Source organism: Nocardia sp. NPDC047654 (assembly GCF_043205035.1).
In the GTDB taxonomy this organism is placed as follows: Bacteria; Actinomycetota; Actinomycetes; order Mycobacteriales; family Mycobacteriaceae; genus Nocardia.
Genome location: NZ_JBIDDF010000008.1, coordinates 198,282 through 219,494, shown reverse-complemented (window position 1 = coordinate 219,494; position 21,213 = coordinate 198,282). Strand labels below are relative to the sequence as shown.

19 protein-coding genes are annotated in these 21,213 nt (G+C 67.1%); 7 read left to right on the top strand and 12 right to left on the bottom strand.

The features are described from left to right. Both ACGF7Y_RS22065 and ACGF7Y_RS22060 read right to left on the bottom strand, forming a co-directional pair. Positions 1–888, bottom strand: coding sequence for an ArgK/MeaB family GTPase (locus ACGF7Y_RS22065; protein WP_393236452.1), 888 nt, complete (start codon positions 886–888; stop codon positions 1–3). A gap of 25 nt (positions 889–913) precedes the next feature. Further along, positions 914–2,059, bottom strand: a complete 1,146-nt coding sequence (locus ACGF7Y_RS22060; protein ID WP_393236451.1) for a thiolase family protein — start codon at positions 2,057–2,059, stop codon at positions 914–916. A gap of 122 nt (positions 2,060–2,181) precedes the next feature. Between ACGF7Y_RS22060 and ACGF7Y_RS22055 the strand changes: the two genes are divergently transcribed. Then, on the top strand, positions 2,182–2,946 hold the full coding sequence (locus ACGF7Y_RS22055) for an SDR family NAD(P)-dependent oxidoreductase (protein WP_393236450.1): 765 nt from the start codon (positions 2,182–2,184) through the stop codon (positions 2,944–2,946). 193 nt (positions 2,947–3,139) lie between these two features. On the opposite strand, the gene ACGF7Y_RS22050 is transcribed toward ACGF7Y_RS22055, so the two are convergent. Beyond that, positions 3,140–4,225, bottom strand: coding sequence for a dihydrodipicolinate reductase (locus tag ACGF7Y_RS22050; RefSeq protein WP_393236449.1), 1,086 nt, complete (start codon positions 4,223–4,225; stop codon positions 3,140–3,142). Positions 4,226–4,287: 62 nt separating this feature from the next. Continuing rightward, entirely contained in the window at positions 4,288–5,346 is a 1,059-nt protein-coding gene (locus tag ACGF7Y_RS22045; RefSeq protein ID WP_393236448.1) for a Rieske 2Fe-2S domain-containing protein, read from the bottom strand. A 141-nt stretch (positions 5,347–5,487) separates the two neighbouring features. Here ACGF7Y_RS22045 and ACGF7Y_RS22040 point away from each other — a divergent pair, with 141 nt between their 5' ends. Next, positions 5,488–6,105: a TetR/AcrR family transcriptional regulator gene (locus ACGF7Y_RS22040; RefSeq protein ID WP_393236447.1), complete on the top strand. Its 618-nt coding sequence runs from the start codon at positions 5,488–5,490 to the stop codon at positions 6,103–6,105. Between the two features lie 140 nt (positions 6,106–6,245). Here the strand turns inward: ACGF7Y_RS22040 and ACGF7Y_RS22035 are convergent, their stop codons facing one another. From ACGF7Y_RS22035 to ACGF7Y_RS22025, 3 genes are all read right to left on the bottom strand, one after another. Continuing rightward, on the bottom strand, positions 6,246–6,821 hold the full coding sequence (locus tag ACGF7Y_RS22035) for a hypothetical protein (RefSeq protein WP_393236446.1): 576 nt from the start codon (positions 6,819–6,821) through the stop codon (positions 6,246–6,248). Positions 6,822–7,001: 180 nt separating this feature from the next. Further along, positions 7,002–7,964, bottom strand: coding sequence for an alpha/beta hydrolase (locus tag ACGF7Y_RS22030; protein ID WP_393236445.1), 963 nt, complete (start codon positions 7,962–7,964; stop codon positions 7,002–7,004). A 56-nt stretch (positions 7,965–8,020) separates the two neighbouring features. After that, positions 8,021–9,040: an SDR family oxidoreductase gene (locus ACGF7Y_RS22025; RefSeq protein WP_393236444.1), complete on the bottom strand. Its 1,020-nt coding sequence runs from the start codon at positions 9,038–9,040 to the stop codon at positions 8,021–8,023. 480 nt (positions 9,041–9,520) lie between these two features. Here ACGF7Y_RS22025 and ACGF7Y_RS22020 point away from each other — a divergent pair, with 480 nt between their 5' ends. The 3 genes from ACGF7Y_RS22020 (at position 9,521) to ACGF7Y_RS22010 (ending at position 11,782) form a co-directional block, all read left to right on the top strand. Beyond that, entirely contained in the window at positions 9,521–10,420 is a 900-nt protein-coding gene (locus ACGF7Y_RS22020; protein WP_393236443.1) for an SDR family NAD(P)-dependent oxidoreductase, read from the top strand. A gap of 85 nt (positions 10,421–10,505) precedes the next feature. Continuing rightward, positions 10,506–11,495, top strand: a complete 990-nt coding sequence (locus tag ACGF7Y_RS22015) for a zinc-binding alcohol dehydrogenase family protein (RefSeq protein WP_393236442.1) — start codon at positions 10,506–10,508, stop codon at positions 11,493–11,495. 89 nt (positions 11,496–11,584) lie between these two features. Continuing rightward, positions 11,585–11,782, top strand: a complete 198-nt coding sequence (locus ACGF7Y_RS22010; RefSeq protein WP_393236441.1) for a hypothetical protein — start codon at positions 11,585–11,587, stop codon at positions 11,780–11,782. 215 nt (positions 11,783–11,997) lie between these two features. Here ACGF7Y_RS22010 and ACGF7Y_RS22005 read toward each other — a convergent pair whose 3' ends face one another. The 5 genes from ACGF7Y_RS22005 to ACGF7Y_RS21985 are packed head-to-tail and all read right to left on the bottom strand — an operon-like array spanning position 11,998 to position 18,774. Next, a complete protein-coding gene (locus ACGF7Y_RS22005) occupies positions 11,998–13,473 on the bottom strand; it encodes an aldehyde dehydrogenase family protein (RefSeq protein WP_393236440.1) in 1,476 nt (491 codons plus the stop codon). A 32-nt stretch (positions 13,474–13,505) separates the two neighbouring features. Further along, the gene (locus tag ACGF7Y_RS22000; protein ID WP_393236439.1) at positions 13,506–14,522 is read right to left on the bottom strand and encodes a zinc-binding dehydrogenase; all 1,017 of its coding nucleotides are present in this window, start codon (positions 14,520–14,522) and stop codon (positions 13,506–13,508) included. Positions 14,523–14,554: 32 nt separating this feature from the next. Beyond that, the gene (locus tag ACGF7Y_RS21995) at positions 14,555–16,495 is read right to left on the bottom strand and encodes a hydantoinase B/oxoprolinase family protein (RefSeq protein WP_393236438.1); all 1,941 of its coding nucleotides are present in this window, start codon (positions 16,493–16,495) and stop codon (positions 14,555–14,557) included. Between the two features lies 1 nt (position 16,496). After that, positions 16,497–18,539, bottom strand: a complete 2,043-nt coding sequence (locus ACGF7Y_RS21990; RefSeq protein WP_393236437.1) for a hydantoinase/oxoprolinase family protein — start codon at positions 18,537–18,539, stop codon at positions 16,497–16,499. Positions 18,540–18,564: 25 nt separating this feature from the next. Further along, positions 18,565–18,774, bottom strand: a complete 210-nt coding sequence (locus ACGF7Y_RS21985) for a hypothetical protein (protein WP_393236436.1) — start codon at positions 18,772–18,774, stop codon at positions 18,565–18,567. Positions 18,775–18,988: 214 nt separating this feature from the next. Here ACGF7Y_RS21985 and ACGF7Y_RS21980 point away from each other — a divergent pair, with 214 nt between their 5' ends. Together ACGF7Y_RS21980 and ACGF7Y_RS21975 are read left to right on the top strand one after the other, a co-directional pair. Next, on the top strand, positions 18,989–19,954 hold the full coding sequence (locus tag ACGF7Y_RS21980) for an AraC family transcriptional regulator (protein WP_393236435.1): 966 nt from the start codon (positions 18,989–18,991) through the stop codon (positions 19,952–19,954). A gap of 101 nt (positions 19,955–20,055) precedes the next feature. Further along, positions 20,056–21,144 carry a response regulator transcription factor gene (locus ACGF7Y_RS21975; protein WP_393236434.1) on the top strand — a complete coding sequence of 363 codons (1,089 nt, stop codon included), beginning with the start codon at positions 20,056–20,058 and terminating at the stop codon, positions 21,142–21,144. Positions 21,145–21,213: the final 69 nt, after the last annotated feature.

Here is a 21,213-nt window from a genome sequence, read left to right as displayed (position 1 = left end):
TCACTGCGGAGCAGGCAGCAGCAGTTCGGCCGCGCGGTAGGCGTCGCATTCGCCCGCCGCGACGGCGGCGGCCAGCCGGTCCAGCTCGGCATGTGCGCGCAACCTCGTCTGCGCCAGTGAGAGGATCTGCGCGCGGGCCCGCGCCGTGCGCCGCGCCGGGCTGTCGGCGCGATGGTGCGCCTCGATCGCCTCGGCCAATTCGGCGACCCGCTCGCCGCGCGCGGCGACCAAGGTGAGGATCGGCACGTCGGATTCGGCCCGCAGATCACGCACGGTCTGTTCGGCGCCCTCCCGGTCCGCCTTGTTCACCACCAGCAGGTCGGCCACCTCCAGCAGGCCCGCCTTCGCGGCCTGGACAGCGTCGCCCGCACCGGGATTCAGGATCACCAGCGTGGGATCCGCGACCGCCGCGATCTCGATCTCCGACTGCCCCACCCCCACCGTCTCCAGCAGCACGACGTCGTAATGCAGCGCGGCGAGTAGCCGGATGGCGGCCGGAACCGCGGCGGCCAGCCCGCCCAGGTGTCCGCGCGTGGCCAGCGACCGGATCAGCACACCGGGGTCGTCGATGTGCTGCACCATGCGGATCCGGTCCCCCAGCAGCGCTCCCCCGCTGTACGGCGAGGACGGGTCGACCGCCAGGACCGCGACCCGCAGCCCGCGCGCGCGGTAGACGCCGGCCAGCGCGGCGATCGTCGTCGACTTGCCCGCTCCGGGCGGGCCGGTCACGCCGATCACCCGGACCGCGCGCGGCTCGAGTGCGGCTTGCACCTCGTCGCGGCGGTCCCCTTCGACCAGGCTCAGCAACCGGCCCGTCGCCCGCGCCGACCCGGCGCGCGCCAGGGCCAGCAACTCGGCGACGGTCGCCGACGCCAGGCTCACGCCCATCCCGCCGCGCCGCTGTGTGATGCGGTCACGGAGCGGGGACCTCGATGACCGTGGCCGCGCCCATGCCACCGCCCGCGCACATCGCCGCGATTCCCAAACCACCACCGCGACGGCGCAACTCGTGGACCAGCGTGACGATCATGCGCGCTCCCGAGGCGGCCACCGGGTGCCCGAGCGAGCAGCCGCTCCCGCTGACGTTCACCTTGTCCGGATCGAGGTCGAGTGCGCGGATCGCCGCGATCGGGACCGAGGCGAAGGCCTCGTTGATCTCGATCAGCCCGACCGCCGACAGCGAGACCCCCGCCCGGTAGACCGCTTTGGTGATCGCCTCGATCGGAGCGAGACCGGTATCGGCGGGATCGACGCCCACCGACGACCAGGCGCGGATGTAGCCCAGTGCGGGCAGGCCCAGCCGGTCGCTGGCGATGGCGAGCGCGGCGGCGCCGTCGTTGGCGCCGGACGCGTTGCCCGCGGTGATCGAGAAGCCTTCGATCTCCGGATGCAGCACCTGGAGCGAGGCCAGTTTTTCCGGGCTGGTGTCGCGCCGGGGATGCTCGTCGGTGTCGAACAGGCCGTGCGGGGTCTCGATGGGCACGATCTCCTCTTTGAACCGGCCCTCGTCGATGGCGGCGATCGCGTTGCGGTGCGAGCGCAGGGCCCAGGCGTCCATCTCGGCACGGGAGATGCCCGCCTTCACCGCGGCGTTCCAGCCCACGGTGATGGACATGTCCAGCGCGGGGGCGTCCGGGCGGTCCGGGTGGCTCGGCGACACCCACGGATCGATCCACTCGTCCGCGCCGACCCTGAACCGTGCTTTGGGTGCGGTGGATTCGGAATTCACCCCGCCCGCGATCACGAGTTCGTCCATGCCGGAGCGAATCCCGGCCGCTGCGGTCTGCACCGCCGACATTCCCGCCGCGCAATGCCGGTTCTGGGCCAGGCCCGGCACCCTGGTCAGCCCCGTGGTCACGGCCGCGTGCCGGGCCAGCACGCCGCCGCCGTAGCGGCCCTCACCCAGGACGACGTCATCGATCCTGGCCGGATCGAGCCCCTCGGCGATCGCGCCGACCACGTGGTGAGCCAGATCGAACGCGTTGGTGTCGCGCAGCGTTCCCTTCCGTGCGGTACCGATGGGCGTCCGCAGCGCGGACACGATGACGGCTTCGGGCATTGGGGGCCTCCATTCCGGGTCCGCGATTGCGGCGCGGCGACTTTTCGGCGATCATGCCGAGGGAGTCATGAGAATATTATTCTCTCAGCTAGAGAGTACGAGTTGCAAGATAGGATTACGATATGCAGATCAGTGGAAGCTCCGCGCTCGTCGTCGGCGGGACCGGAGGGCTGGGCGAGGCGACCGTGCGGCGCCTGCACGCCGCCGGGGCGAAGGTCGTGGTCGCCGATGTCGCCGACGACAAGGGCAAACAGCTCGAGAACGAGCTCGGAATCCGCTATACGCACACCGACGCCACCGACGAGGACTCCGTGCTCGCCGCCATCGCGGAGGCCCAATCGCTCGGGCCGCTGCGCATCTCGGTGGACACCCACGGCGGTCCCGCGAAAGGTGGCCGCCTGATCGGCAAGGACGGCGCGCCACTGCCCCTCGACGGTTTCCGCACCACCATCGAGTTCTATCTGACCGCCGTGTTCAACGTGCTGCGTCTCACCGCGGCCGCGATCGCGAAGAACGACCCTCAGGAGGAGGGCGGGCGCGGCGTCATCGTGAACACCGCCTCGATCGCCGCGTTCGAAGGGCAGATCGGTCAGCTGCCCTACGCCGCGGCCAAGGGCGGCGTCGTCGGGATGACCCTGGTGGCCGCCCGTGATCTGTCGCCGGTGGGCATCCGCGTGGTGACCATCGCCCCCGGCACCGTGAACACGCCCGCCTACGGCAAGGCCGCCGACCAATTGGAGGCGTACTGGGGTCCGCAGGTGCCGTTCCCCAAGCGCATGGGCCGCTCCGAGGAGTACGCCAAGCTGGCTACCGCCATCATCGAGAACGACTATCTGAACGGCGAAGTCATCCGGCTCGACGGCGCCTTGCGGTTCCCGCCGAAATAGCCGCCGCCTCGCCGAGCCAGCCCGATCCGCCTCGGCCGCCCGCTGTACGCGCCCCCGGGTCGCTAGTCGTGCAACATGCCCCATCCCTGAACGCTGCATGGCTGCGCGGGAAGCCGCCGGGGGCGGCGCCGAACGGGGCTTCAGACGAAGGGTGTGGTCGAGAAGTCGATCCGGCGTCGGATAATGAACCCGTTCAACGTACGAAGCGACCGGCGAATCCGCGCAACGGCAGGTCGGCGCTGGTGATGATGCCTGGGCGGGCGGCGACGACGGATACGATCGAGTTGAGGGCGGGCAGCCCGGTGACGGTCATGCCGATCGAGGCGAAGTTGTCCGGGTCGGACAGATCGGTCCCCTTGCGCGGAATGATCATGTGTTTGCTGTAGATGTTCGGGTCGCCGGTGATCTGGGTGATATAGCAGCCCTTGATGTTCCATGCGGGGTCGGTGTGCGGGGTCATCTGCCATTCGAGGTGGCTTTCCACCCGCGGCACGCCGTCGACCAGGCCCTGGTATTTGATGTAGTTCGCGCCGAGCGATCCCTTCGGCAAGAAGTACCAGCCCAGATCGATGTCCTCGGTGCAAGCGCCGAGTTCGTAGGTGAAACGCACCTCGTCGAGTTCGAGGTCGAAGGCGTCGGCCATGAGATGAACCGAGTCGGCGAACACCGCGGTGTATTTGTAGAGCGAATCCGGGATGGTCGGGTCATCGATCGGGCGGCCGTAGCCGACGGCTTTCCAGGTGTCGACGGAATGGTGGCAGGAGACGTCGACCGATTCGGTGACGGTGATGTTCTCGATATCGGCGACATCGGCGCTGTGCACGATGCCGAGGATCTGGCAGAGGCCGGGATTCATGCCGGTGCCGTAGAAGGTCGCGTTGCCGCGTTCGCAGGCGGCCTGGATGACTTCGCTGACCTTTCGGCCGGACGGATGCGGATGGTTCTTGTCGCGGTGGTATCCGGTGATCCAATCCGCGGTGGTCACGACGTTGATACCCGCCTGGAGGACCCTCTCGTACAGGTCCTCGTCCGGGAACACCCCGTGGAATGTGAGCACGTCCGGCTTCGCCGCGATGATCTCCTCCACCGATCCGGTGGCGGTCACCCCGATCGAGCCGATGCCAACGATCTCGCCCGCGTCCCGGCCGATCTTGTCCGGCGAATAGCAGTGCAGCCCGACCAGTTCCAGGTCGGGGTGGTCGCGGATACGGCCGATCATCTCGGTGCCGAGGTTGCCGGTCGCGACCTGGAACACCCGAACCTTGTTGGAGCTCGTCATGTGTGGGCCTTTCATTGAGGGGTTCGACGTCGGTATCTACGCCGCGGCGGCGAACGAACTCATCAGGGACCGCCATCGGCGAGACGGGCGGGGTCGACCGCGCCGCTGTAGAGCCGGTGCGGGTCGGTGCGAGCCGGCCCGCCGCCGGAGTAGAACTGTCGTGCCCATTCCCGCAGCGCCGTGAACCCCTGGTACTCCTTCTGCGACAGGGCGGGCGGATCGGAATAGCGCTGGTGCGCCCAGATGTGGATATCGGCTTCGAACTGTTCGATGACGAAGGCGGCCATCGTTTTCCCGTATCGAGTGATCTCGGGGCCGTCATCCCCGGGTTTGCGTCCGATCCATACCGTGAAGCGGACATCGGAGGTGTGTTCGTCCACGGGTGTCACCGCGGGCATCGTGCGATTGTCGACCATGCCCCAGCTCTTGGTGATCGAACACCCCAGACCCGCGTTGATCGATTCGACGCCGCTGTCGACCTGGTCCGCGGTCACGCCCGCGTCGAAGGCGATGGTGAAGTCGACGTAGGAGACGGGTCCGGAGAAATCGTGGCGGGTGAATTCCGGGACGAACGGCGTCTTGTGCACGAACTCGAAATGCGCGAAATCGACCCCGTTCTCCATGACGTACTGCGGATGCAGTTCCAGCCCCGGCCGGTACAACGTGGCGACAGGCACCGGAGGGTAGTAGTCAGCGGCGGTCTTGCCGTCACCGAACGCTTCGAACAGATCGGGAACGTCGAAATACGGCGAGCGGCCCTCGATGTCATACCAGATCCACACCGCTTCGTTCCGTTCCACCACCGGGTAGCTGCGGATCCTGCGTCCCTTGTTCGGATGTCTCTCGTGCGGAATGCAGACGTTGCGCCCCTCACCGTTCCATTCCCAGCCGTGGAACGGGCACACCAGATTCTCGCCCGCCACATGACCGCCGTAACCGAGGTGAGCGCCGAGGTGCTCGCAGTAGGCGTCGAACACCGCGACCCGGCCCGACGTCGACCGCCAAGCGACCATCTCGCGCCCGAAATACTTCATCTTGCGCACCGCGCCGACCGCGATCTCGCTGCACCAGGCCACTTGGAACCAGCCCGTCGGCTCCATCGACAGTGGTGGTTTCGCCATCTCGATCCTCCCCGCTCCAAGGGCAGCTCGGCTTCGAATCCCGGCCTCGCGACGATCTGATCGTAGAACCCTCTGCTAAAGTATTCAAGAGGGTTCTACGAAACTTGGAGTCCCCGAGCGAGGCCGATAGACTCCGGCATTGTGGCGGAGGTGGCGGCAAGCGGACGACGCGCCAACCGGCGCGGGATTCAATCCCGGGAAAGCATGCTCGAGGCGGCGATCGCCTCGCTGGCCTCCGGCGACCCCGCGGCGGTATCCGGCAACCGGATCGCCCGTGACATCGGTGCGACCTGGAGCGTGGTGAAATACCAGTTCGGCGACATCGACGGCCTGTGGGCAGCGGTCCTGCGCTACACCGCCGACAAACGCGGTGACCTGCCCGCCGGAATCAAACCCGACGGCACGCTGCACGAACGAGTGACCGCGATGATCACGACCATGGCCGTAGGACTGCGCAGGCCCGAATCGCTTGCCATCGAAACTCTCCGCGCCGCCCTTCCCCGCGACCACGCCGAACTCGAACGCGACTACCCCCGCACCGCCGCTGAACTCGCCTCATGGAAACCACACTGGGACAAGGCTTGCCAGAAAGCATTCGTAGATCTGGAACTCGACCCGGTCAAAGTGCGGCAGGTAGCCGCGCTCCTCCCCGCAGCCATGCGCGGGATCACATCCGAACGCACTCTGGGCACCTATGGCAACCTCGACGACGCCATGCAGGCTCTGATCGGCGGCATAGTCGCCTACCTCGAGACCTGATCACAACGGACGTTCGGGCGCTCGACATACCGAGCGCCCAGAGACGATGGGGTCCATCGTCACCATGCAGGAATGGCGAGAGCGGTGCAAGTCTGCGGCTGGACCGGCTCGGCGCCGGCCGGCGATGATCGCCCGCCGACCTATGGCCCGAAGGTGAGGCCGAAATGCGCACCCAGGCGAGCGAGCGCCTTCGGATCACCGAAGACGGCTTCCCCGCTGACATCTTCGTCCGGCGGGTCGACCGAACAGAATCGTTCAGCGACACCGGTGTGAATTCCGGTGAGATAGGTCGCGAAGACGAGCGAGGCTTCCACGTCCTCGTCGTCGCCGGGATAGACCGGCCACGATTCGGTGACGCCGTTGGAATCGAACAGGAGCTCCCAGTTCGACTCCCCCTCCACCAGCCGGACATCGGTGATGGTCACCACGCCGCGGCTGCAGGCGGCGATCGACTGCAAGGCCGACTCGTACCACTCCCGCCGCTCGTCGTCGGTGCAGTCATCGATGCCGCGAAATGCCTTGTAGCTGAAGCTGTATCGGATGCCGACCTCGCTGAGTAGATTGAGTACGGCACTCTGCTCGGTGTGTCCGTAATAGGTCAGCGGCTCCTCGACCGATTCCGCCACGAAGGGCAGCCGCGTGAGGATGTCCGAATCGACGAGACCGAGTTCGACGATCAGGTCCACGACCTCCCGCACGGTGCGATGGGTACCCATCGAGTCCTCCTCTGGGCCTTCACATTCGGGCAGCCGCGACGGGCCGAGGGTATCCCGTTGCCGAACACTCCGTCCCACCCGTGGATCTTCCCACTCCCGGGAGGTACAGACCCCGCGAGCGCCCTCAGCGCCAGCTGATACCGCCAGGATCGCGCGTGACAAGCTGAAGAGCTCGCTGGATTACGCGCTCGACGTCGGAGCCACCGGTCGGAGATGGTCCTTGAAGAAGGGCACGAGGCGGTCCAACGCCTGCGACACCGCTTCGGGCTTGTCGTAGAGGTCGTAGTGCGTCACGCCCTCCAAGACGACGAGGTCCTTGTCGGTGGACGCGGCACGCTGGTAGAGCTCGAACCCGTCGCGGTAGGCGCCGAACGCACCCGGCTTGTCGCCGACGACGATGCACAACGGCTGGGTGAGCAGGATCTCGGCGCGGGTATAGGCGTCCCAGCCGACGAGTCGGGCCTGCCGGGAGAAAAGAAAGCTGGTGCGACCGTTGGGTTTACGCCCACGATCGGTCTTGTAGTACTCGGTCGCCTCGACCAGGTCGACATCGGTCAGACCTGCCTGCTCGGCAGCTTCCGGCGACGGCGGCAGCAGATCGTTGACCTGCTCGTCCTGGCCACGAGCCTCGGCGGTGCGCTGCGCGGCCATCGCCTCGAGCGCGCCGAGCGGGTCGTATTCGGTGAATCCCTCGAGCATCCGCCGTCCGACGTTGGCGCCGGTCACCGTACCCAGGGCTTTGATGCGGCGCTCGGTCATGGTCGCGCTGACGGCATAGCCACCGCCACCACAGATGGCCAGCACCCCGATGCGGTTCTCATCGACCCAAGGCTGGGTGACCAGGTAGTCGATGACGTAGCTGAAGTCCTCGGCACGGAAGCCGGGGTCCTCGATCAGGCGCGGTTCGCCGCCACTGTCACCCTGGAAGCTCGCGTCGAAGGCGATCGCGACGAACCCCCGCTCGGCCAGCGCGGTGGCGTAGATGTTGCCGGAGGTCTGTTCCTTGCAGCTACCGGTGGGGTGGGCGCTGATGATCGTGGTGTACTTCTGTCCCACGTCGAATCCGGGTGGATAGTAGATGTCGGCCGCGAGATCCCAGGCCAGTGCCTTGATCCGAACGTGTTCGATGTTGTCGGTTGTCATGAGCTTCCTCTCTCGTCGGTCGGAGCTTCCGAGTCGGGCGCAGTGTGCGCCGGTGCTTACACGGCGGTCCTTGCGCGGGCGGCCCATCTCGTTCCCAGCCCGCCGAGCGCACCGGCCCAGAGCAGGCGGCGTGCGGTGGGGTGGGTCGCCAGCCAGGTGTAGGGACTGAACGGCAACGCTTGTTTTCCGAAGTCCCCCTGAACGCGTGCGTCCCCGCTGGGCTCGTAGAGATTGCCGTCGGTTTCGGTCGCCGCGTCCTTTGTTTGCTCCATCGGGATACCGAATTTGGCCAGAACGACGTCGGCCACTCTCGGAGTGAGATGCTGTGTCACCTTCATGAGCTTGGCCGCACCGCCGGCGTAGAGGTCGCGGACCGGGTGAGTGGCGGCGTACAGAACGCACTCGGCGACTACAGCCGGGTCGTAGAACGGTGGGGCGCCCTTCGGCTTCACCTCCATCTTGTTGCGGCCGTTGTTGAAGAACGGCGTATTGATCGCGGCCGGTTTGATACTGGTCACCGAAATCGGCGTGTGTGCGGCTTGCAGCTCGCGCCGCAGCGCGTCCAGCATCCCTTCGACAGCATGTTTGGACGCGGCATAGGCGCTGTTGAGCGGCATGGAGATCACCGTCTCACCCGACCCGACCGACACCAGCGCACCCCCGCCCGCCTGCCGCAGATGCGGTAGCGCCACCTGGAAGCCGTGCACCTGGCCCATGAAGTTGATGTCCATCAGCCGACGAAACTCCTCGGGTGTGGTGTGTTCGAAATCCGCGTAGACGACCACAGCCGCGACAGCGACCCATGTATCGATACGACCGAATGCCTTTACGGCGAGTTCAGCGACGGACTCGACCTGAGCCCGATCGCTGACATCGCACACGGCATACGCAGCCTCCCCACCGGCTTCCTCGATCTCGCGCACGAGGGTCGCCAGCCCCGCTTCGTTGCGAGCCGCCACCACCACCTTCGTTCCGGCGGCGGCCAGCCGAAGCGCGGTCTCTCTACCGATCCCGCTGGATGCGCCGGCGACGACGGCCACCTGCTGCGCGAGTGGTCGGAGCTTGATACCCGTCATCCGTGATTCCTCCAGTTCGACTTCAAGCAAAAATTACGCATTATGCTTGGTTGTGTTCACGATCGGCGTACCCACTTCGACGACTCCGAATCAGCGCGCAGAGACTCCCTGCCGCTGCCTCCCGACCCATGAGCGCGGAGGCCGCGGTCGATCGTCGGTTGGCCCTCGCGTAGATGGACAATCCGATTGGACTACCGCTCGGCCGGAGGGGCCCGACCCGTGGATAGCGGACCCCGTGCGGCCAACCCCAACTGCGCCGACTCGCTCGTACAACCTGCGGGGCCTGGCTCATCCGCATGGCCGCGGGCTGGGGGCCCGTCAACAGCCGGGCGCCGACCACCCGCCGGCTGATTTCGCCCGATCTCTTGCGTCGACACACTCCGTCCAACATATACTATTAAATATATTTTAGACTCTGATGGGCCGCCCCGCGTCCCGTCGAACTGCGTCCATGCCCCGCATGGAGGGAAGCGAGAGACCATGTTGCGTTTTGACGGGAAGGTCGCCATCGTCACGGGCGGCGGCCGGGGGCTCGGCCGTTCGCACGCGCTGCTGCTGGCCTCACGGGGAGCATCGGTCGTGATCAACGACTTCGGATCTACTGCCGCCGGGCAAGGGTCCGATACCTCTCCGGCCGACGACGTGGTCTCCGAGATCATCGCGGCGGGTGGGAAGGCCGTCGCCAACTACGACAGTGTGTCGACCGGCGCCGAGGCGATCGTGCAGACCGCGATCGAGGAATTCGGACGTCTCGACATCGTCGTGAACAATGCCGGCATCAACCACATGACGCCTTTCGGCCCGGATGCGATCGAAGGCATCCGGCAGCACATCGAGGTCAACTTCCTCGGCACCGCGGCCGTGACGGCCGCCGCATGGCCGCATCTCATCGCGTCGGGCGCGGGGCGAGTCGTCAACACCGCTTCGCCGACGCTGGTCGGGTTCGAACAGCAGAGCGCGTACGTCGCCTCCAAGGGCGCCATCTTCTCGTTCACCCGCACACTCGCCATGGAGGCGCTCAAAGTCGGTATTCGCGTGAACGCGATCGCCCCCACCGCCTATACGCGAATGGCGGCGGAGGCGGAGATCCCCGACGATCTCAAAAAGAAGCTCGAGAAGACGATGACCACCGCAATGGTCTCCCCGACTGTCGCTTATCTCGCGCATGAGGACTGTTCCATCACCGGCGAGACACTCCTCAGCCAGGGTGGTTTGATGCAGCGCTTCGCACTCACGATGAACGACGGCTACACGAACCCCGAGGCGACGCCGGAGGACATCCAGGCGAACCTCGACGCGATCCTCGATGATGCCAGTAGCAAGCCGGTCGGAATAATCGGCACTGACAACGAGGGATCACTTCTCGACTTGTTCGACTGACCGGGTCCAGGCCGGGGTGAACAGCAACTTCACCCCGGCCGCAGCTCTTTACGCACCGCTGACCCAGCCACCGGAGGAGCACAGATTGACCGGCACGATGCGCGCACTCGTTTCCGGAATCGGCCCCGACTGGGTGCTGCGGGAAGTCCCACGCCCGCAGCCGGCACCGGGCCAGATCCTGATCCGCAACCGGGCCGCGGCCACCAACAATGCCGACCTGCCGATGCTCGCCGAGGCCGACCCGACCCACGGCGGACACGGCAACGAGTTCATCGCGGGATTCGAATACGCCGGGGAGGTAGTCGCACTCGGTGACGACGTCCACACCTGGCGGGTCGGTGACCATGTGATGGGATCGATTCCGTCGTCGTTCGCCGAATACGTCGTCGCCGATCAACGCTTCGTCCTCCCCCGCCCCGACAACCTCGACCCCGCCGTCGCGTGCGCGCTACCGACCGGCCTGCTCACCGAACACGGCGCACTCACCACCGCCGGCTTCACCACGGGCCAGAGCGTGCTCATCACCGGCGCTTCCACCGGCATCGGACTCATCGGCGCCCAATTGGCCAAAGCCCTCGGCGCCGCCCAGGTCATCGGCACCACCCGCACCGCAACGAAACGCGACCTGCTGGAAAAGGCCGGTGTCGACACCGTGATTGTCACCGACGAGCAGGACCTCACTCAGGCCACCCTCGATGCGACCGACCACCAGGGCGTCGACGTGGTTCTCGACCACATCGCAGGCCAGACCTTCGCCCAATGCCTGCCCGCGACCAAGGTCGACGGCCACGTCCTCAATATCGGCCGACTCGCCGGCCCGGCCGCCACCATCGACCTCGACGCCCTGTCCTACCGCCACCTCACGGTGCACGGGGTCTCGTTCGGATTCACCCGCGACCAGGAGATGGCCGACGTCATCGCCGGGCTCCTGCCCGAGGTGATCCCCGCCGTCGCCCGCGGACAGATCCGACCGGTGATCGACCGCACCGTAGATCTGACGCAGTTCCAGCAAGCCGCCGATCGGCTGCGCTCGGGCGAAGCAGTCGGCAAAGTCGTGATCAGCATGAACGGGTGAGGATCGGCGTCGCTGTGGCGATGACCGCATCGCTCGGAATCAACACCCTCCCGCGATGGCCGGTCCGGCCTGGCCACGCGCATTCCCCGATGGCTGCTGAGCCTGCCCTGCTCGGGTCGCCGCTGCTGGCGGTGATCGCGGTGTCGGTGGCCTACGGCCTGGTGGTGGTGATCTTCCCGCTGCTCGATGCCGCGGTGATCGCGACGTGCCCGCCGCGCCAGACCGCCGGGGTGATCGGCGCGCTCTTCGCACTGCAGGCGATCGGCGGCATCATCGGTCCGTGGTAGATGGGAATCGTGGTCATGCGTAGGCGAGCAAGGTCGACGGCTACACCGCCGCCTTTCACTGCCTCGGTGTGGTCGGCGCCGTCGCCGCGGTGGCGGCGTTTTTCCTCGCCGACCCGCTCCGGGATCGTGCACCCTGCGCGTGACTCGCTGGTCCTCGACGAACAGGAAAATGGCCGGGAGACGACATTGTCTCCCCGCCATTCTCGCTGGGCGGCTCAGCCCAGGTTCATGTAAACGGCCTTCGGGTAGAGGTAGCTCTCCACGTGTTCGCGGCCGCCCTTCCAGCCGTAGCCGCTCATCTTCGTTCCGCCGAAGCCGACCGACGGGTCGAGGACGCCGTAACAGTTGACCCAGACCGTGCCTGCGTTGATGCCGCGCGAAACCTTGTGCGCGGTGCTGAGATCCCCGGTCCAGACACCGCCGGCCAGCCCGTACGGGGTCGCGTTGGCCAGGCGCAGTGCCTCGTCCATGTCGTCGAACGGGATCACCGTCGCCACGGGGCCGAAGATCTCCTCCTGCGCGATCGTCATCTCGTTGGTGGCGGAGGCGAAGACGGTGGGTTCGACGAAGAATCCCGATGCGCGGTCACCGTCGAGCCGCTTACCGCCGCTGACCAGTTCGGCCTCACCGGAGCCGATGTCGATGTAGTTCAGCACCCGGTCGAGCTGGCGTTGTGAGATCAGCGGGCCCATTTGGCTGTTCGGGTCGAGACCGTCGCCCACACGGATCGTCTTGGTGAATTCGGCCATGCGCGAGACGAATTCGTCGTGGATCGAGCGCTGGACGAAGATTCGCGTCCCGGCGACGCAGACCTGGCCGCTGTTGGTGTACACGCCCATCGCCGCGCCCGGCACCGCCAGGTCCAGATCGGCGTCGGCGAATACGATGTCGGGCGACTTGCCACCGAGCTCGAGCTGCAGCCGTTTCATGTTCCCGGCCGAGGCCCGCACGATGGTCTGGGCGGTGCCCACCGAACCGGTGAACGCGATCCGGTCGACCCCGGGATGCTCGGCCAGTGCCGAGCCTGCGTCCTTGCCGTAGCCGGTCACCACGTTGACGACACCGTCGGGAACACCGGCCTCGGTGAGCAATTCGGCCACCCGCAGCACCGACAGCGACGCGTCCTCGGCGGGCTTGAGCACGGCCGTGCAGCCGGTCGCCAGTGCCGGACCGAAGATCCACCACAGGCCGATGAGCGGGCCGTTCCAGGGGATGATCCCGCCGACCACGCCGACAGGCTCGCGATAGCGCAGGGTCAGGAAATCACCGGGCAGCGAGTTCGGCGGAGTACTGGCCGCGCCCGCGTCGACCTGCGAGGCGAAGAATTGCAGCACCTGCGAGGTCCACTCCCGCAGGCCTCGGGTCCGGGCCAGCGGGGCGCCCATGTCCAGGGTTTCGATGGTGGCGAGTTCCTCGAAGTTCTCGACGACCAGGTCGTGGACGCGCAGGATCAGCGAGCGACGCTGGTGCGGGGTCCAGCGGCTCCATTCGCCCTCGAAGGCGGCGCGCGCGGCCGCGACGGCGGCGTCCACGTCGGCGGCGCCGCTCGCGGCGATGGTCCCCATGGTGGCACCGGTGGCGGGATTGACTACGTCGATGGTCTCGCCCGAGGCGGCGGGCACCCAGCGCCCGCCGATCAGGTTGTGCTTGGCCGTGCCGACGAACGCCGGCTCTGAATGAGTGGTGGTCATAGTTCTCTCCGAGTCAGCGAAAGGCTTGGCGGTCAGTCGAACAGGAAGACGCCCTTGCCCGCGTCCTGCTTGTCGAACCACCGGTAGGCCTCCTCGGCCTGCTCGATGGTCCAGGTGTGCGAATAGAGGTTGTCGACCGGAAGCTTGTGCGCGACAACGTAATCAGCGCAGCGTGCCTGCTCGATCGTCGACATGGTCCAGGACGTCATCAGCGTCCACTGGTTCTTGTAGACGGCCTGGGTCGTGAACTCGACGTGACCGGGCAGGCCGATGAACACGGCCCGGCCGAAGGTGCCGAGCACGGCGAGGGCGTCGTCACCGGCCCGACCCGACGTTTCCAGCACGACATCGGCCATCCGGCCACCGGTGTGTTCGGCGACCACCTCGGCCACCGACCGCTCGCGGGAATTGACCACGAGATCGGCACCGAAGCGTTCACTCTCGGCGAGCCTGCGATCGTCGACATCGACGGCGATGACCCGGGCGCCCATCGACGCGGCGAACATCGTCGCCGAAAGTCCCACCGGCCCTTGCCCGAACACCACCGTGGTCGTATCCGCGACGCCACCGACCCGCTTGATCGCGCCCCACGCCGTCCCGGTGCCGCAGCCGATGGCCGCGCCTGCCTGGAACGACAGCCCCTCGGGCATCGGCAGCAGCGCTGCCACCGGCACCAGGGCGAAGGACGTGTGACCGCCGTTGACGTGCACCGCCATGGTCTTGCCCGGCGCGGTCTCACACATCTGCGGCCAGCCCGCACGACAACGACGACAGGTGTTGCAGCCGAAATAGTGGTGAATCATCACCCGGTCACCCACCGCGAACCGGGCCGGGTCGACCCCCGCGCCGACCGCGTACACCTCACCGCACGGTTCGTGACCCTGGATCACCGCGTGGTCGAAATCGAAAGCGCCGTGGTAGAAGTGCAGGTCCGAACCACACATCCCCGAGGCGCGGATCTTCACCACCACAGCGCCGTGGCCCGGCTCGGGTTCGGGGAAGTCCTTCAGCACCGTCGTCCCGTCTCCCGGGAACACGATCCCCTTCATCAGTTGTCTCCTGTCTCTTACGGCAATCAGGCTCAGGGGCGGGCGCGCAGCCGCGCTGTGGCCTCGTGATCGATGCGCAGGCCCTCGGGGTCCCGGCGCGGGTCGCCCTCGACGACGACCCCGTAGTCGCGCGCGGCGCCCGCGATGCTCACGTACTCGTTGCGGACGTCGGCGAGCACCCGTTCGGGATCACGCTGCAACGGATCGCCCCATCCGCCACCACCATTGGTGAGGCACCGCAGGATCGTGTTCGGTCCCGTCGCCCACACCTGTTCGGCGGCGAAGTAGTGGTAGCGGCCGTCGACCGGGTCCAGCGCCTTGGTGTCGGGGTCGAGCACCCCGGCGACGGGCACGCTGTCGGCGTAGACCCGCGGGTCGGTGCCGAGCAGGTTCGGGGCCGCGTCGTCGTCACTCGGAGGGAACAGCCACATCGCCCCGGTGGGCCCGGCCTGTCCGCCGTTGGCGCCCACGCCCGAGGGCTGTTTGGTGCGGAAGGGCGACAGGTAGTGCGCACCCGCGGTGAGCCACAGCGCGTCCTTGAGATTGGCCGCCCCGCCGCGGAAGGTGCCCGCGCCGCCGGTGTCGATGGCGTGTTCCTTGCGCAACAGCACCACCGGCGAATCGCGTTCGATCGTCTCGGTCGCGGGGTCGAGGTTGTTGAGCGTGAACAGGACGGTGTAGCTGTCGCCGTCGCCGACGTGGGTTGCGCCCCAGGGTCCGTGCTCGCCGCCGCACTGGGTGGCCGAGGTCCACGGGGTGCCGTCGGCCCGCAGACCGGACGCGTTGTGGGTATTGGTCGACCCGTAGTCACCACCGACGCCGTGTCGACCGAGGACCGGATTGAGCGCGTCGAAGATCGCCGACGCGACAGCCCCCGAGGCCTCCCAGAACATCATGATGCCGCCGTCGGGCGGCAGCGAGGAGACGATGGTGCCCGGCGGCACCGCGATGTCGACGTTGCGCCAGGTGCCCGAGGTGAACGGCACCTTCGGGTCGAGGAGCATCGTGAGGGCGACGCCCACAGCGGTTTTGGCGTCGAGGACACCGCAGTTGATGCAGGTCCGTGCCTGCGGCGAGGTGCCGGACAGGTCGATCTCCATGTCCTCGCCACGCTTGCGCACGAGCACCCGAACGGTGTAGTCGACGGTGTCGTCGAGACCGTCGGCGTCGATCAGCGCCGAGCCCGCGTAGTCACCGTCGGGTACCAGCGCGATCGCGTCGCGCATCCGCTCGGCGGAGGTGTCGCACGAGTAGTCCAACGTGCCGAGGTATGCCCCGAGCCCGTAGCGGTCGATGTTCTCCAGCACCAGTCGCTCCCCAAGCTTCAACTGCTGGAAGATGCTCTTGAAGTCGGGCAGCAACATGCCGCCCCAGCGGGTGTTGTCGAAGATCAGGCTGAAGGTGGAGCGCACCGGTTCGTCCTGCGACCACAGCAGCATGGGCGGGATCACCAGCCCGTTCTCGTAGACGTTGCTCTTGGTCGCCGAGAAACCGCCGGGCACCGTGCCACCCATGTCGAGCTGATGCGCGCACATGGTGACGAAGGAGACGATCTCCCCGTCGACGAACACCGGCCGGGTGAACGCCACGTCGTTCACGTGCCTGCCGCCGCGATACGGGTCGTTGCAGATCAGGACGTCACCGGGACGCAGGTTCTCGGGCCCGTACTCCTCCACGGCATTGCGGACCGCGTCGCCCATGGTGCCGAGGAACACCACCAGGCTGTTGCTGACCACGGCCATCGGATAGCCCTTGTTCGCGGGACCGCTGATGGTGCAGGCGAAGTCGTACCAGTCGCGGATGATCGGCGAGAACGCCTCACGCATGAAGCCGGTGGACATGTGCTCGACCGCGTAGCGCAGCCGGTTGGTGATCACGGTGGCGCTGAACCGGTCGGCACCGTAGCGCTCGCGGAACTGGGCATCGGTGAGGTCTCGCAGCCGGGGGGCGGTGGGGATGGTTGGACTGGACATGTCACTTCCTCCGGATCACGATTTCGCCGTACGCACCGACGGTGGCCTGCTGGCCCGCGCCGACGTGAGTGGTCGACAGTTCCTCCTCGACCACGGCGGGGCCGTCGAGCACATCGCCGGCTCGCAGGCTCGTGCGGTCGTAGACCTGGGCCTGCTGGGCGCCGACACCGTCCGCGTCGAGGTCACCCAGGTACCGCAGAGTCACGGTGCGGATCGGGGTGAGCGGCCCGTCGGCCGCGGACCGGGCCGGGAGCGCGGCGTATTCGACCTTGGGGGTGTCGAGCACCGCGCGCACCCGGAACGTCACGCCTTCGACGGGCATGATCTCGAAGCGGTTGCCCGAGCGGGCCTCGTAGGTGTCGTGGAAGGCCGTCACCATGGTGGCGACGGCGGCCTCGTCGATCGTGCCGCTCGGCACCGGCACGAACGGGGTCTCCCAGCTCTGCCCGGCCAGATGCGCGTCCATGCTGCGCAGCATCCGTACCGACCCGCCGCCCGTGCGCGCCCGCAGCTGTTCCTCCATCTCGGCGAACAACGCGTCGATCGCGGGGGCGGCCTCGCCGGTGAGCATGAGGTACGCGCTGCGGTCGACCGTGAAAACCTGGTCGGTGGAAAGCAATCCGACCGCGGAGAACAGGCCGGGATTCGGTGGCACGATCACCTGCTTGCACTGCACGGTGTCGAGCACTGCGGGCAGCAGCATCGGGCCTGCCGCACCGAAGGCGACCAGACTGTAGTCGCGCGGGTCGACACCGTTCTTGATGGCGACGTTGAATACGCCCTCGGCCATGTTGTTGACGGCCATCTCGTAGGCGTAGCGCACCCGATGAGCAAGGTCGAGTTCGGTTTCCAGGCTGTCGAGCGCCCGTCGCGCCGCGGCGGCGTCGAGTTGCAGTTCCCCGCCCGCGAAGTCGTCGGCGTCGAGTATTCCGATCAACAGGCACGTATCGGTTGTCGTCGGTTGGGTGCCGCCGCGGCCGTAACACGCGGGTCCGGGCTGGGCCCTCGCGCTGTCGGGGCCTACCTGGATCTCGCCCGCGGAACCGATCGACACGATGCTGCCGCCGCCCGCACCGATGCTGGAGATGTCGTTGGCGAGGGCGTTGACCACGAGGTCGTGCTCGAGTTCGAAGGTAGTGTCGACGAACGGTTCGCCGCCGCTGACCACGCTGATGTCACACGAGGTGCCGCCCACGTCGGCACACAGCAGGTCGTTCTCCTCGATCAGCGCGCCGAAGTGCGCGCAGGCGACAGTTCCGGCGGCGGGACCGGAGAACACGATCCGGAACGGCTGCTCCATCGCCTGCGCCGACGGGACGAGGGTCGCCGCGCAGTCGGCGAAGTTGAGCTGACCGGCGAAACCGAGTTCGCTCAGGCCCTTCTCCAGGCCCGCGGTGTAATCGGAATAGATGATCTTCATCAGCGTGTCGATCACGGTGGTGGAGGCGCGGGCGTATTCCTTGGCCAGCGGCGACACCTCGCTCGAGATCGAGCACGGCACGTCGCCGAGCACCTCACGCACCAGCTCACGCAGCCGCACTTCGTGCACGGGGTCGACGTAGGCGTTGATCAGGCAGATCGCGACGCCGGCGACCTCGCACCGGCGCAGCACCTCGAGTTCGGCCCTGGCCTGGTCCTCGTCGAGTGCGAACAACACTCCGCCGTCGGCGGTGATCCGCTCGTGGATGCCGCGGCGCAGGTAGCGCTGCACCAGCGGCCTGGAGGCGTCGCCGAAACTGCGCCGCCAATGCGGGTCGAGGATGGCCTCGGCCGGGCGCCACACGCGGCCCATGTCGAGGATGTCGCGGTGACCCTCCGTGGTCAGGAAGCCGATCTTCGGCAGCCGGCGGGTGATGACCGCGTTGAGGCCGTGCGTGCTGGCGTGGTTGAACACCGCCGCATCGGCTACGCCGAGCACCTCGGCGCCACGCAGTACCGCGCCTGCGACCTCGGCGTAGTCGGTGGAGATCTTGGCGGTGTGGATCCACCCGTCGCGCCAGGCGACGACGTCGGTGAACGTGCCGCCCACATCGACTGCGATCATGATGACTCCTGAAATGATTCGGTGCTCAGACGAGGTCGGCGAGCAGCTGGATGGGGCCGAGCCGGTGCCACGGTTCCCGCGACACGGAGTGAAGGCACTGCTGGCACTTGACGACCTGAACCCAGCCCTGTTCGGCGACGACGGGGTACGCGCGCAGTTCGGCGGCGCCGCATCGTGGGCAGGTGCCGTCGCGGTGTTCGCGGTTCACCTCGAGTGGTGTCGGTGCGTCAGCCATGGCTGGGTCCTCCTGCGGCGATGAAATGTGCGGCCGGGTGCCGTGAGGACGACGGTAGGATCGGGAGACCTGGGTCACAATCCGCCCGGCGAAAGCCCACTGTCCGTCGAGCGAAGCATGACTGGGATTGTCGAAAGTATATTATATTCATTATGTGATACCCATCACGCCTGAAAGGAGGGGTCTGCCGTTGTCGTCAGCACCCGTGGCGTGCGTGAGCACCTTTCGCACGGAAGATCCGGCCGCCGCCCACGAGCACGTGGCCGCGACCTTCGCCCACCACGAACTCGTCCTCGACGAGCGGCGCGGGATCGACTTCGCCCTGGAGACAGTGCGGTCGGAAAGTCTGACCGTCGGCCGGATGGCCTACGGCACCGACGCGCGCATCGACGGACCACCGATGCAGACGTGCTATCACGTGAATCTGTCCGTCGCGGGACAGAGCACGGTGGCACAACACGGCATCCGCCGATCCTTCGGCGCGGGTGAGGCCGGAGTGGCGTTCGTGCACGACGCGCCGGTGTCCATCCGCTGGAGCGCCGACGCCGCGCACTATCACATCAATCTGCGCCGCGTGCCGTTCGAACGCCACGCGGCTCGGCTGCTCGGTCGCCGGGACACCGAGCCGGTCCTGTTCGATCTCACCTTCCCCATCGACTCCCCCGCGGGTCGCGCCCTGCTGGCCTCGACCCGGTTCGTCTACGACGAGTTGGCCCGCGAAGGTGGGGTGTCGACGATGCCGCTGGCCTGCCGCGAACTCGAGTCGACGCTGATGACACAGATTCTGCTCACCGCACCGAGCCAGCTGACACCGATACTGACCGGTTCCGCGCCGAGCATCGGACACGCGCGAGTGCGCGAGGCCGTCGCCTACATCCACGCTCATCCCGATGCCGACATCTCGACCGCCGAACTCGCCGCCCGCGCCGGGGTCACCGCCAGGGCGCTCCAATTGGCCTTCCGGGACGCGGTAGGCATGTCGCCCAGCGCTTATGTCCGATCCGTGCGACTCGACCGGGTGCGTGACGAATTGTCTTCCGGCCGCGCGGTTTCGGTGAGTGACGCGGCGATGAAGTGGGGCTTTTTCCATCTCGGCCGCTTCGCACAGCAGTACCGCGAAAAGTTCGGTGAACTGCCGTCGGAGACCGCGGGCCGCGGCGGCCTCGACTCCAGTCCCTGACCGACCACACCGGCCCACAGCCAGGACGCGGCACGACCGCAGACCTCGATACCGAAAATTGATATATTTTACTTAATACTGGCGGATTACAGGAGCCGAGTATGCGCAGCGCATCGAATCAGTACAGCGTCGCTGAGCTGAACGCCACCATCACCGAGATCGCCGAGCACGCGTACACCCTGCTCGACCGCGATCCCGCCGAGAATCACCAACCCACCGATGGTTGGGACCTCGGCGAACTCTGGGACGTGGTGACCACCCGCGCACTGCGCGAAACGGACGGCTCCTCTCCCGCGCGGCTGGCCGAATTGATCGGTCTTCTCGACCGGATCAGGGCGGCGGAATCGATGCGGGCACAGATGCGGCTCGCGAACCGGACCCAGCGGCTGAGCGAAGTGCACGCCGCGCTGTCGGAAGTGAGTTCGGCGACCACCGTGGATTCGCTGCTCACCCGTATCCCGGAAGCGACCTGCGGCCTCGGGTTCGACCGCGCGTTGGTCTCCACCGTGGACGGCGCGTGGCGACTGCACACGATGCACGTCGTGCGCGATCCCCAGTGGGCGGCCGATATTGTCGCGGTCGGGCGGGAGAACCCGCCGATCCTCGACCACGGGCTGGTCGAGAACGACACGGTGGTCGACGCACGCACGGTACTCGTACACGAGGTGCAAGACCATCCGCGAGTCAACCGCCCGCTGGCGGCGATCACCAAGTCCTCCTCGTACGGGATCGCACCGCTGCTGGTCGACGGTGAGGTGGTCGGCCTCGTGCACGGGGACTGCTATCACCAGCAGCGCTTGCTCGACGATGTCGATCAACTGCTGTTGTCCGCCTTCGCGCAGGGGGTGAGCCAGCAGTTGGCGCGATTGTCGGTGCTGGAGGGGATGTCGGCGATTCGTGCCCAGCTCGACGGGCTGGGCCGGTGGTCGGCGCCGCGGCACGCTATCGCGGAGTCGATCGCGCTGAGCCGTGACGACGACTCCGTGCTGACCCGCCGGGAAGTGCAGATCGTCCGGTTGCTCGCCGAGGGCGACTCCAACGCCCGCATCGCCCGCAAGCTCACCATCTCCGAGGGCACCGTCAAAACCCACATCACCCGCGTGCTGCGCAAGCTGGGTGCCGCCAATCGCGCGGAGGCGGTGTCGATCTGGTTGCGGAACTCGAACTCGTCCGGGTCGCTGCGCGCCTGATGACACCGAACCGGCCGAAGGTCGTACGAATCTCCCACCCGCGCCAGATGTCGTCGTGCCCGCCGAGCG